The organism is Stenotrophomonas sp. 220_Sma (genome assembly GCF_056487375.1).
On sequence record NZ_CM151348.1, the window covers coordinates 380001 to 392290 of the forward strand.

The 12290-nt window shown below is 63.7% G+C and carries 7 protein-coding genes and 3 rRNA genes (1 of these 10 only partly in view); 7 read left to right on the forward strand and 3 right to left on the reverse strand.

The window, feature by feature from the left end; translation table 11 throughout:
• The 3 genes from ACZLIB_RS01825 to rrf (ACZLIB_RS01835) form a co-directional block, all read left to right on the forward strand.
• A 23S ribosomal RNA gene (locus tag ACZLIB_RS01825) occupies window positions 1-2562 on the forward strand (it extends 318 nt beyond the left edge of the window).
• A gap of 127 nt (window positions 2563-2689) precedes the next feature.
• Window positions 2690-2804: ribosomal RNA gene (gene rrf / locus ACZLIB_RS01830) — 5S ribosomal RNA — on the forward strand.
• Window positions 2805-2939: 135 nt separating this feature from the next.
• A 5S ribosomal RNA gene (gene rrf / locus ACZLIB_RS01835) occupies window positions 2940-3054 on the forward strand.
• 613 nt (window positions 3055-3667) lie between these two features.
• On the opposite strand, the gene ACZLIB_RS01840 is transcribed toward rrf (ACZLIB_RS01835), so the two are convergent.
• Both ACZLIB_RS01840 and ACZLIB_RS01845 read right to left on the reverse strand, forming a co-directional pair.
• Window positions 3668-5383, reverse strand: a complete 1716-nt coding sequence (locus ACZLIB_RS01840; RefSeq protein ID WP_478468995.1) for a M28 family metallopeptidase — start codon at window positions 5381-5383, stop codon at window positions 3668-3670.
• Window positions 5384-5469: 86 nt separating this feature from the next.
• On the reverse strand, window positions 5470-6132 hold the full coding sequence (locus ACZLIB_RS01845; RefSeq protein WP_032129713.1) for a DUF4097 family beta strand repeat-containing protein: 663 nt from the start codon (window positions 6130-6132) through the stop codon (window positions 5470-5472).
• Between the two features lie 95 nt (window positions 6133-6227).
• On the opposite strand from ACZLIB_RS01845, the gene ACZLIB_RS01850 reads away from it, so the two are divergent.
• Together ACZLIB_RS01850 and ACZLIB_RS01855 are read left to right on the forward strand one after the other, a co-directional pair.
• Complete coding sequence (locus tag ACZLIB_RS01850; protein ID WP_478468997.1) at window positions 6228-7526, forward strand: murein hydrolase activator EnvC family protein; 1299 nt, start codon at window positions 6228-6230, stop codon at window positions 7524-7526.
• Between the two features lie 108 nt (window positions 7527-7634).
• Window positions 7635-9155, forward strand: a complete 1521-nt coding sequence (locus tag ACZLIB_RS01855) for a S41 family peptidase (RefSeq protein ID WP_478468998.1) — start codon at window positions 7635-7637, stop codon at window positions 9153-9155.
• A gap of 83 nt (window positions 9156-9238) precedes the next feature.
• Here ACZLIB_RS01855 and ACZLIB_RS01860 read toward each other — a convergent pair whose 3' ends face one another.
• Complete coding sequence (locus ACZLIB_RS01860) at window positions 9239-9931, reverse strand: rhomboid family intramembrane serine protease (protein ID WP_019662230.1); 693 nt, start codon at window positions 9929-9931, stop codon at window positions 9239-9241.
• 226 nt (window positions 9932-10157) lie between these two features.
• Between ACZLIB_RS01860 and ACZLIB_RS01865 the strand changes: the two genes are divergently transcribed.
• Both ACZLIB_RS01865 and pnuC read left to right on the forward strand, forming a co-directional pair.
• Window positions 10158-11507: an outer membrane protein transport protein gene (locus ACZLIB_RS01865; RefSeq protein WP_032129717.1), complete on the forward strand. Its 1350-nt coding sequence runs from the start codon at window positions 10158-10160 to the stop codon at window positions 11505-11507.
• Window positions 11508-11649: 142 nt separating this feature from the next.
• Window positions 11650-12222 carry a nicotinamide riboside transporter PnuC gene (pnuC, locus tag ACZLIB_RS01870; protein ID WP_032129718.1) on the forward strand — a complete coding sequence of 191 codons (573 nt, stop codon included), beginning with the start codon at window positions 11650-11652 and terminating at the stop codon, window positions 12220-12222.
• Window positions 12223-12290: the final 68 nt, after the last annotated feature.

Sequence of the window (12290 nt, forward strand, 5' to 3'; positions counted from 1 at the left end):
ATAGCCCTGTATCTGAAAGGGCCATTTCAGTGAAGACGAGTAGGGCGGGGCACGTGAAACCCTGTCTGAACATGGGGGGACCATCCTCCAAGGCTAAATACTACTGACCGACCGATAGTGAACCAGTACCGTGAGGGAAAGGCGAAAAGAACCCCGGAGAGGGGAGTGAAATAGAACCTGAAACCGTGTGCGTACAAGCAGTAGGAGCTCCGCAAGGAGTGACTGCGTACCTTTTGTATAATGGGTCAGCGACTTACTGTTCGTGGCAAGCTTAACCGTATAGGGGAGGCGAAGGGAAACCGAGTCTGATAAGGGCGCATAGTCGCGGGCAGTAGACCCGAAACCGGGTGATCTAGTCATGCCCAGGGTGAAGGTGCGGTAACACGCACTGGAGGCCCGAACCCACTCCCGTTGCAAAGGTAGGGGATGAGGTGTGATTAGGAGTGAAAAGCTAATCGAACCCGGAGATAGCTGGTTCTCCTCGAAAGCTATTTAGGTAGCGCCTCATATGTATCCTCTCGGGGGTAGAGCACTGTTATGGCTAGGGGGTCATCGCGACTTACCAAACCATTGCAAACTCCGAATACCGAGACGGACTGTATGGGAGACACACGGCGGGTGCTAACGTCCGTCGTGAAAAGGGAAACAACCCAGACCCACAGCTAAGGTCCCAAATTCACTGCTAAGTGGAAAACCATGTGGAAAGGCACAGACAGCCAGGAGGTTGGCTTAGAAGCAGCCACCCTTTAAAGAAAGCGTAATAGCTCACTGGTCGAGTCGGTCTGCGGGGAAGATTTAACGGGGCTAAGCAGTGAACCGAAGCTTGGGGTGCATAACTTTGTTATGCGCGGTAGAGGAGCGTTCCGTAAGCCGTTGAAGGTGGATTGAGAAGTCTGCTGGAGGTATCGGAAGTGCGAATGCTGACATGAGTAACGATAATGCGGGTGAAAAACCCGCACGCCGAAAGCCCAAGGTTTCCTTGCGCAACGTTAATCGGCGCAGGGTGAGTCGGCCCCTAAGGCGAGGACGAAAGTCGTAGTCGATGGGAAGCAGGTTAATATTCCTGCACCTCGCGTAAGTGCGATGGAGGGACGGAGAAGGTTAGGTGTACCAGGCGTTGGTTGTCCTGGGGAAAGGCGGTAGGTTTGGATCTTTGGCAAATCCGGGATCCTTCAAGACCGAGCACCGAGACGAGCCTTTAAGGCGAAGTCACTGATACCACGCTTCCAGGAAAAGCTCCTAAGCTTCAGCTTACGCAGACCGTACCGTAAACCGACACAGGTGGGTAGGATGAGAATTCTCAGGCGCTTGAGAGAACTCGGGTGAAGGAACTAGGCAACATGGCACCGTAACTTCGGGAGAAGGTGCACCCTTTTTGGTGGCTCGTGCGAGCTATAGCTGAAGAGGGTCGCAGTAACCAGGCCGCTGCGACTGTTTATCAAAAACACAGCACTCTGCAAACACGAAAGTGGACGTATAGGGTGTGACGCCTGCCCGGTGCTGGAAGGTTAATTGATGGGGTCAGCCGCAAGGCGAAGCTCTTGATCGAAGCCCCAGTAAACGGCGGCCGTAACTATAACGGTCCTAAGGTAGCGAAATTCCTTGTCGGGTAAGTTCCGACCTGCACGAATGGCGTAACGACAGCGGCGCTGTCTCCACCCGAGACTCAGTGAAATTGAAATCGCTGTGAAGATGCAGCGTTCCCGTGGCAAGACGGAAAGACCCCGTGAACCTTTACTATAGCTTTACACTGAACGTTGAGTTCGTCTGTGTAGGATAGGTGGGAGGCTATGAAACTGTGGCGCTAGCTGCAGTGGAGCCATCCTTGAAATACCACCCTGTCGTGCTTGACGTTCTAACCTGGGCCCATTATCTGGGTCGGGGACCGTGTATGGTGGGTAGTTTGACTGGGGCGGTCTCCTCCTAAAGAGTAACGGAGGAGCTCGAAGGTACGCTCAGCGCGGTCGGACATCGCGCACTGTGTGCAAAGGCATAAGCGTGCTTGACTGCAAGATCGACGGATCAAGCAGGTAGGAAACTAGGACTTAGTGATCCGGTGGTTCTGTATGGAAGGGCCATCGCTCAACGGATAAAAGGTACTCCGGGGATAACAGGCTGATACCGCCCAAGAGTTCATATCGACGGCGGTGTTTGGCACCTCGATGTCGGCTCATCACATCCTGGGGCTGTAGTCGGTCCCAAGGGTATGGCTGTTCGCCATTTAAAGTGGTACGCGAGCTGGGTTCAGAACGTCGTGAGACAGTTCGGTCCCTATCTGCCATGGGCGTTGGAGATTTGAGAGGGGCTGCTCCTAGTACGAGAGGACCGGAGTGGACGAACCTCTGGTGTTCCGGTTGTCACGCCAGTGGCATTGCCGGGTAGCTATGTTCGGAAGCGATAACCGCTGAAAGCATCTAAGCGGGAAGCGCGCCTCAAGATGAGATCTCCCGGGGCACAAGCCCCCTGAAGGAACCATGTAGACTACGTGGTTGATAGGTCAGGTGTGTAAGTACAGCAATGTATTGAGCTAACTGATACTAATGATCCGAGAGGCTTGACCATATAACCTCAAGTTGCCTTGGCTTTACGACAGCGTCGTAAGAGCATCCAAGTGCACGCTACGTCACAAGAACTACGAGAGGCAGGCGCCTTATCCGGCTGTATCGGATGGCGACGCTCCAACCGCCTCCCTGGTGAAATTAGCGCTGTGGAACCACCCGATCCCATCCCGAACTCGGAAGTGAAACGCAGCTGCGCCGATGGTAGTGTGGCTCAAGCCATGCGAGAGTAGGTCATCGCCAGGGTTTATACCCAAAAAATCCCGCTGCTTACGCAGCGGGGTTTTTCTTATTAAGTGAAGGCACTGCATTTCCCGGGTGCCTTCCGCCCCAAGGGCAAGATCGCGAAGCTGGCGCTGCAAGCGCTGCTGCAACCGTCTCCCTGGTGAAATTAGCGCTGTGGAACCACCCGATCCCATCCCGAACTCGGAAGTGAAACGCAGCTGCGCCGATGGTAGTGTGGCTCAAGCCATGCGAGAGTAGGTCATCGCCAGGGTTTACACCCAAAACCCCGCTGCTTACGCAGCGGGGTTTTTCTTTGTGCGCGCGAAATGCGGGTAGTGCCGGCCGCTGGCCGGCACTGCCGTGGCTGCACACCGGCCGGTAGATCCACGCCATGCGTGGATGGCTGTCCCTGCGAAGAGCGGTGCCAACCCCCCGCAGCAGGTCCAGACAGTGCGCGTCGCTGTGATTGCCGGCCAGCGGCCGGCACTACCGGTAGATCCACGCCATGCGTGGATGCCCTCCGTGAGGAACCACGGCGCCAACCAAGGTTGGCAGCTACCAACAGCAGGCCCACACAGCGATCGTTTGCCGGCCAGCGGCCGACACTACAAGTAGATCCACGCCATGCGTGGAGGCCCTCTGCGAGGAACCATGGCGCCAACCAAGGTTGGCAGCTACCAACAGCAGGCCCACACGGCGATCGTTTGCCGGCCAGCGGCAGGCACTACAAGTAGATCCACGCCATGCGTGGATGCTCTCTGCATGGAACCACGGCGCCAACCAAGGTTGGCATCTACAACTGCAGGGCGATCACACACAAAAAAGCGGCGCCCTTGCGGGCGCCGCCTTGGCTTGCTTCAGTACTCAGTCGAGCAGGCTCGACGCTACTTCGCCGCAGCCGGGGCCTTGTCCTTCATCATCGCGTCGCGGGCTGCCTTGAACGGGTTGCCTTCGTACCAGTTCGGCCAGCGATCGCCGCCGGCCAGTTCCTTGCCGACGCCGTACATCAGCTGCAGGTCTTCGACAGTACCGTCCAGCTTCCAGGTGGCCGCATCGAACTCATCCTTCGGGCCGTGGTAGCGGTTGGCGCCGTAGTCGGCTGCAGCCTTGCGGCCCGCGTCCACGCCACCCTCGCGCAGGTCTTCGCCGCCATCGGCGTACAGGGCCGGCACACCGGCCTTGGCGAAGTTGAAGTGATCGGAACGGAAGTAGAAGCCACTCTGCACCGAGGTCTCGCCGTGCAGGGTACGGTCCTGGGCCGCGGCCAGCGGCTTGAGGATGTCTTCCAGCTCCGAGCTGCCGAAGCCGGTGACGGTAACGTCCTTGGCACGGCCAGCCACCGACATCGCATCGATGTTGATCACGCCGGCGATCTTGTCCAGCGGGAAGGTCGGATGGGCAACGTAGTACTTCGAACCCAGCAGGCCGGATTCTTCCAGGGTCACCGCCAGGAACACCACCGAACGTTCCGGCTTCGGATCCTGGTGGGCCATTGCTTCAGCCACCTCGAGGATGCCGGCCACGCCGGTCGCGTTGTCGACCGCGCCGTTGTAGATGTTGTCGCCGGTCTCGCCCTCGTGCTTGCCCAGGTGATCCCAGTGCGCCATGTACAGCACGGCCTCGTCGGCACGCTTGCTGCCCGGCAGTACGCCCACCACGTTGCGCGATTGCTTCTGCGCGATCTGGCTCTTCAGATCGACCGCAGCGGTGGCCTTCAGCGGCACCGGCTTGAAGCCGCGCTTGCTGGCGTCCTTGTAGGCCTGCGCCAGGTCCAGGCCGGCACCGGCGAACAGCGCCTTGGCAGCGTCGGCACTCAGCCAGCCCTGCACCGGAATGCGGGCTTCCGGGTCATCCTTGGCCGGCAGGTCGTACTGCGGGCCTGCCCAGGAGTTCTTCACCACATCCCAGCCGTAGGAAGCGCCGGCGGTGTCGTGCACGATCAGCGCGGCAGCGGCGCCCTTTCGCGCAGCCTCCTCGAACTTGTAGGTCCAGCGCCCGTAATAGGTCATGCGCTTGCCGTCGAACAGCTTCGCGTCATCGACATGGAAACCCGGGTCGTTGACGAACATGACGACCGTTTTGCCCTTCCAGTCCTGGCCGGCGTAGTCGTTCCACTTCTGCTCCGGCGCATCGACACCATAGCCGACGAACACCAGGTCGCTGGCATCGACCTTCACCTCGGCCTGGCCGGTACGGGTACCCACCACCATGTCGGTGCCGAACTTCAGCTCGGTGGTCTTGCCGCCCTGGGTGATCTTCAGCACGGTCGATTCGTCGGCCGTGGTCTCGGTCATCGGCACATCCTGGAACCAGCTGTCGCCGTTGCCGGGCTGCAGGCCGATGCGCTGCATCTGGTCGCGGATGTAGTTGACCGTCAGTTCCTCGCCCTTGCTGCCCGGGGCGCGGCCTTCGAATTCATCCGAAGCCAGCGTCTTGACCATCTCGGCGAAGTCGCCGGCGTTGATCTCCGGCGAGAACGCATGGGCCGCCGGCTTGGCAGTGGCGGTGTCGGTGGCCGGCGCGGGCGCCGGAGTGTCTTCGCCTTTGCAGGCACTGAGCGCGGCCGCAGCGGCCAGGCACAGGAGGAGTTTGCGGGGCATCGTCGATTCCTGGAAAACAAAGGGCGGCCGCACCACGTGTACGACCGGTAACAGCGAGTATCACCGAACCGATGGGCGCGGTGTGCTCAGTCCGCCGGAGCGGTTTCGGTGTCGAACGGGATCGGCTCGGCGCCGGTGACCGGGCCGATGCGGGCCGTGCGGTGCACGTACAGCACCACCTCGCGTTCGAACTGCAACGGGCCGTCCACCACGGCATTCGGACCGATGATCACGCGTGGCTTGCGGCTGGCGGTCAGCGAGACGCTGAAGTTCGGCTTGCGCACGTGCACACCGCCCTTGACCTGCGAACCGATGCCCACAGTGATGTCACCGTTGACGGTTTCCACGTCGTTGCCGACGCGGCTTTCGACCAGCCCGATGCCACCGTTCACGGTTTCAACGCCGCCTTCGATCTGGCTGCCGCGATCGCTGAAGATGCTGCCGTTGACGGTGCTGACGCTGCCGTGTGCGATCACTTCGCGGCCCAGGCGTACGCCGCCGTTGACCGTTTCGATCTTGCCGGTGCGCGCGCGATCGGCGACCTTGACCCCGCCGTTGACGGTGTCGATGCTGCCGGTCTCGACACCTTCGCCGACACGGATGCCGCCGTTGACGGTGTCCAGCTTGCCGTAGCGCTGGCCGGGTTCGGCGCTGATGCTGCCGTTGACCTTGCTGATGTTTTCCTGCGCTGCCACTGGCCCGGTGACCAGCAGTACGCCCAACAGCAGCGGAATGGAGAGAGCTTTCATGGGGACCTCGATGGATGTGCGGCTGGCAGGCCGCGTGCGGAGATGTCACCATTCCCCGGTACCCCCTGCAACTGCCTGAAGTCACTGGAAAGCCCTTGCGCAACAACGCCTTCCCATCACGCCGACATCACATCGCCGCCGCTCGCGGCGGGCGCTGCCTGCTGTTGGGGCTGGCCTTGGCACTGGCGTTGCCGCTGCCGGGGGCCGCGCAGACCACGCGCGAGACCGAGCGCAAGCTGCAGAAACTGCGCAGTGAACTGAAGGGCGTGGCGCAGGAGCGCCGGCAGATCGAGGGCCAGCGTGGCCAGGCCTCGCAGCAGCTGCGTGAGGCCGACGAGAAGGTGGCCCGCACCGGCCGCGCGCTTGCGCAGACGGAAACCGCGCTGCGCGAGCAGGGCCACGCCCTGGCCGAGGCCGAACAACGCCGCAGCACGCTGCAGGTCAACCTCGCCCAGCAGCATCGCGAGCTGGCCGGCCTGCTGCGTGCGGCCTACCAGCTGGGCAACCACGCACCATTGAAGCTGCTGCTGTCGCAGGACACGGTGGCCGATGCCAATCGCGCCCTGGCCTACCACCGCTACCTGCAGCGTGAGCGGGCCCAGCGCATCACTACGCTGACCGCCGACCTGAAGGAACTGGAAGCGCTGCAGGCGCAGATTGCCGAGCGCAAGCAGAAGCTGCAGGGGGCGCAGCAGGACCAGAAGCAGCAGGCAGCGGCGCTGGAAGCCGACCGCCGCGATCGTGCAAAGACCGTGGCCTCGCTGGACGAGCGCTTCAAGGACCAGCGCGAGAAGGAACAGGCGCTGGGCCAGGACGCCAAGGCGCTGGAAACACTGCTGGCCAATCTGCGTGCGGCCGCCGCCCGTGCCGAGGCCGAGCGTCGCGCGGCTGCACGTCGAGCTGCCGCCGAAAAGGCCGCTGCCGAACGAGCCGCACGCCAGGCTGCCGCGCAGGGCCGCCCGCCGCCGCCGACCAAGGTTCCGCCGGCGGTGGCGTCGGCACCGGCCCCGAAGGTAGGGGGCCTGGGATGGCCGTTGTCCGGCAACCTGCTGGCCCGCTACGGCAGCAAGCTGCCTGACGGGCGTACCAGCAGCGGCGTGCTGATCGGCGCACCGGCCGGCAGCACCGTCACCGCTGTGGCCGACGGTACCGTGGTGTTCTCCGACTGGATGACCGGCTACGGCATGATCCTGATCGTCGACCACGGCAATGGCTACATGAGCCTGTACGCCCACAACGACACCCTGCTCAAGGACGCCGGTGCACGGGTCAGCCGTGGCGATGCGGTGGCCAAGGTCGGCAACTCGGGGGGCCAAGGGGTCACCGCGCTGTACTTCGAGCTGCGTCGTGGCGGGCAACCGGTGAATCCGGACAGCTGGCTGCAGCGGCGCTGAATCCCGGCTCGCCACGTGCGGGCTGGATTCAACGGGAATTTAGCTGTGCTTCGCGCATAATCGGTGCATGTGCCTTGGGCACCATGCCACCGTCGACAGGAGTGATCCATGCGCGCAGCCCGTACCGCCACCCTCTTGCTGGCCCTGTTGCCAGCGCTGTCCTGGGCGCAGCAGACCGCGCCCGCCCCGAGCCAGGAAACCGGCGGGCAGGCAGCGAGCAGCGAGGAGGCGGTGACCTCGAAGGTGCCGCTGGAGGACATCCGCCGCTTCGTGGCCGTCTACAACGCAGTGCGGGCCGCCTACGTCGATCCGGTCGATGACAAGAAGCTGATGCAGGCAGCGGTGCGTGGCCTGCTGCTCGACCTCGACCCGCACAGCACCTACTTCAACAAGGAAGACGCGCAGGCCTTCGACGAACAGGCCAGCGGCGCCTACGAAGGCATCGGCGTGGAGCTGCAGCAGCAGCCAGACAACGCCAGCATGAAGGTGATCTCGCCGATCGACGACACGCCGGCGGCCAAGGCCGGCATCCTCGCCGGTGACCTGATCATCGCCATCGACGGCAAGCCGATCAGCGCGATCGATGCCAGCGAACCGCTGCGCGGCCCGGCCGGCAGCAAGGTGGTGCTGACCATCGTGCGCGAAGGCAAGCCCAAGCCGTTCGATGTCAACCTCACCCGCCAGACCATCCGCGTGACCAGCGTGCGCAGCCGCCTGCTGGAACCGGGCTATGGCTACATCCGCCTGAGTACGTTCCAGGCCGACACCGGTTCGGACTTCCAGAAGCACGTGCAGCAGCTGCAGAAGCAGTCCGGTGGCCAGCTCAAGGGCCTGGTGCTGGATCTGCGCAGCAACCCGGGTGGCTTGCTGACTGCTGCCGTGCAGGTGGCCGACGACCTGCTCGACAAGGGCAACATCGTCAGTACCCGCGGCCGCATCAGCATCAGCGATGCACGTTTCGATGCAACGCCGGGCGATCTGTTGAAGGGCGCACCGGTGGTGGTGCTGGTCGACGCCGGTTCGGCCAGTGCCTCGGAAGTGCTGGCCGGCGCACTGCGCGACAACAAGCGCGCCCGGGTGGTTGGCAGCCGCACCTTCGGCAAGGGCTCGGTGCAGACCGTGCTGCCGCTGGACAACGGTGACTCGGTGAAGCTGACCACCGCGCGCTATTACACGCCCAGCGGCAAGTCGATCCAGGCCACGGGCATCGTGCCGGAGGTCGAACTGAAGCCGGCCGCTACGCCGGCCGAGGATGCACTGCCGGCCAGCCTGAGCGATTACAGCGAAGCGACCCTGCCGGGTCATCTGCGCGGTGACGACGAGGGCACCGAGGGCTATCACGCCGGTGCGGTACTGCCGGGCGATGGCCCGATCAACGACGCGCTGGCCGAGCTGAAGAACCCGGGTTCGGTGGCTGCACGCTTGAAGGCCGAAGCGGCAAAAGCGGATGCGGCCAAGGCTGCGAAGGCCGCTGCCGCGAAGCCGGAGGCGAAGGTAGAAGCGAAGCCAGAAGCGAAGCCAGAAGCGAAGCCAGAAGCGAAGCCAGAAGCGAAGCCAGAAGCGAAGCCAGAAGCGAAGCCAGAAGCGAAGCCGGAAGCGAAGCCCGCACCCGTCCCGGCCAAGCCCTGATTCTGTAGAGTCGAGCCGTGCTCGACTGATCCACGAACGAGCGGGTGCGCATGGAGCCGGCCAGCGGCCGGCACTACCAGGGGTCAGAAGCCGTGGCGCTTGCGCAGGCGGCGGGCGATGGCCGCCCGCACGTAGACCCCGTACACCACGCCGAACACGAAGCCGCCGATGTGCGCCCACCAGGCCACCATGCCGAAGCTTGGGCCGATATGGGCGAACACCACCTGCAGGGCGGCCCAGACGCCGATCAGCAGGTAGGCCGGGGCGCGCACGAACTCCAGGAACAGGCCGAGCGGAATGACCACGCCCAGCCGGGCGCCCGGGAACAGGGCCAGATAGGCGCCGATCAGTGCGGACACCGCGCCGCTGGCACCGATGATGATCTGGTCGGGGCTGCCCATGGTGTAGATCGCCACCAGGTTGGACACCGCGCCTCCGACCAGGAACAGCAGCAGCAGCCGCCACGGGCCCAGCACCCGCTCAGCAGGCAGGCCGAAGATCAGCAGGAATACCAGGTTGCCCAGCAGGTGTGACCAGTCCGCGTGCAGGAACAGGGCCGTGAACAGCCGCAGCACGCTGCCGTCCTGCAGGGTCGCCCACCAGTCCAGCGGGTGGGTCAGGCCGGTGGACAGGGCGCCCCAGTCCAGCCAGAGGCTGCCCCGGGCGTCGTCCGGACGCGAGATCGACCACAGGAACGCCAGCCACAGTGCCGCAAACAGCACGGGCGTGGCCCAGCGCAGGGCCGCCTTCTTGCGCGACGGGAGGGAGACGAACATGGGCAATAGCCTAGCGTGCGGGCGCTTACGGCGGGGATTGTCCTGTTCAGCTTCTGGGACGAAAAAAGCGCCTGCGCTGTTATTGTTTCATTAACAGCTCTGGGTAATACTCGCATACGGCGTCGTATGTCGGGAGGGGAATCCGGCGCGCTCCGAAGGGCCCCAAGGCCTGCCGGGCGCAGGCGCACTCAGAGCACCATCACCGCTTACCGGAGAGAGAACTACGATGCAAACCGCTTCCACCATTGCCCGTCTGACCCTGCTGGCCGTCGGCGTTGCCGGTGCGCTGGCCGCCGCCGACGCCAACGCTGCTGCCTTCCAGCTGAAGGAAAACAGCGCCAAGGGCCTCGGCCGCGCGTTCGCCGGTTCCGGCAGCGCCGAAGGCGACGCCTCCATCATCGCCGTCAACCCGGCCGGCATGCGCCAGCTGGAAGGCACGATGGTCCAGGGCGACCTGAGCGCCATCAGCTTCAAGGCCGAGTTCAAGGGCCAGGGCCGCAATGCGGCAGGCCGCCCGCAGACCGGTGGTGACGGCGGCGACGCCGGCATGATCGCTCCGGTCCCGGCTGCGTACTTCCACATGCCGATCGGCGAGAAGGCCCACTTCGGTGTGTCGCTGACCGCACCGTTCGGCTTCAAGACTGAATACGACAACGGTTGGGTCGGTCGTTACAGCGGCCTCAAGACCGATCTGAAGGCCATCGACCTTGGCTTCGCCGCGTCGTATGACGTCAACCCGTACGTGTCGTTCGGCGCGTCGGTGTTCGTCGAGCACCTGACCATCGAGCTGAGCAACGCCGTCGACTACGGCAGCATCCTGGCCGGCGCCGGCGCTCCGGGCTTCGCCCCGGGCAGCGCGGATGGCACCCTGAAGATCGAGGGTGACAACAATGCCGTGGGCTGGACCGTCGGTGGCCTGTTCTCGATCGACGAGAACACCCACATCGGCCTGAGCTACCGTTCGAAGGTCGAGCACAAGATCACCGGTGGTGATGCGACCTTCAGCGGCGCCGACCGCGCACGTTCACTGCTGACCAACTCGCCGCGTACCCGCGGTTGGTTCATGGACACCAGCGGCAAGGCCACGGTGACCATGCCGGCCTCGGCCACCCTGAGCGTGACCCACAAGGTCAACGACCGCTGGACCGTGATGGGCGACGTGACCCGTACCGCCTGGTCGACCGCCTTTGACAGCGTCACCGTCGACTACGCGTCGCCGCAGGCGGACTCGGTCCTGGAGTTCGGCTACCGTGACACCACCTTCGTGTCGCTGGGCGCCGACTACAAGCTGAGCGACACCGTCACCCTGCGCGGTGGTGTTGCGCTGGACCAGACCCCGACCACCGACGCCCACCGCGACGTGCGCGTGCCGGATACCAGCCGCAAGTGGCTGTCGCTGGGCGTGGGCTGGACCCCGTCGGCAAACACCGAGTACAACTTTGGCTACACCCACCTGTTCACCAGCGATCCGAACGTGAACGTGCGTGCGACCACTGCCAACCAGGGCAACTCGCTGTCGGGCAAGTACAAGGTCCGTGGCGACGTGCTGGCGGCTTCGTTCCAGTACAAGTTCTGATTCGGGCCTCGGCCTGACGCAGCACACGGAAGGCCCCGCGCAAGCGGGGCTTTCTTTTTCTGTGGCCACGGGCCATCCACGCGTGGCGTGGATCTACTGAAGAGCGCAGCCATCCACGGCGTGGATCCACGACAATAGCGCCATGAACCTGTCCGATCCGAACTTCCAGCTGGAGCTGGCTGCCAACATCGCCGTCGCCGGCTCGATCCTGCTGGCCGGCCGCAACAACGTGCACACCTGGTGGCTGGGCATCGTCGGCTGTGCGCTGTTTGCCGCGGTGTTCGAGCGCTCGCATCTGTACGCGGACATGGTGCTGCAGTTCTTCTTCATTGCCATCAGCGTGCTGGGCTGGTGGCAGTGGCTGCGTGGCGATCACGGCGCGCCGCTGCCGATCACCTCATTGCGACCGCGTGCATGGGCCTGGCTGGCGCCGCTGGCGGTGGTGGCCACGTTCGGCTACGGCTGGATGCTGACCCGCCTGACCAACGCCTACGCGCCCTACATCGATTCGGCGGTACTGGTGCTGAGCGTGATCGCGCAGATCCTGATGATGCGGCGCAAGCTGGAATCGTGGTGGGTGTGGCTGTTGGTGAACACCGTGGCAGTGCCGCTGTACTACAGCCGTGGCCTGCACCTGACCTCGATCCTGTATGTGGGCTTCTGGATCAACGCGCTGGTGGCGTTGCGTCATTGGCGCGGCCTGATGCGGGTGTAGCGCCGAGCCCACGCTCGGCTGCACCGTGCAAGCCGAGCATGGGCTCGGCACTACAGGAAAAAAGGCAC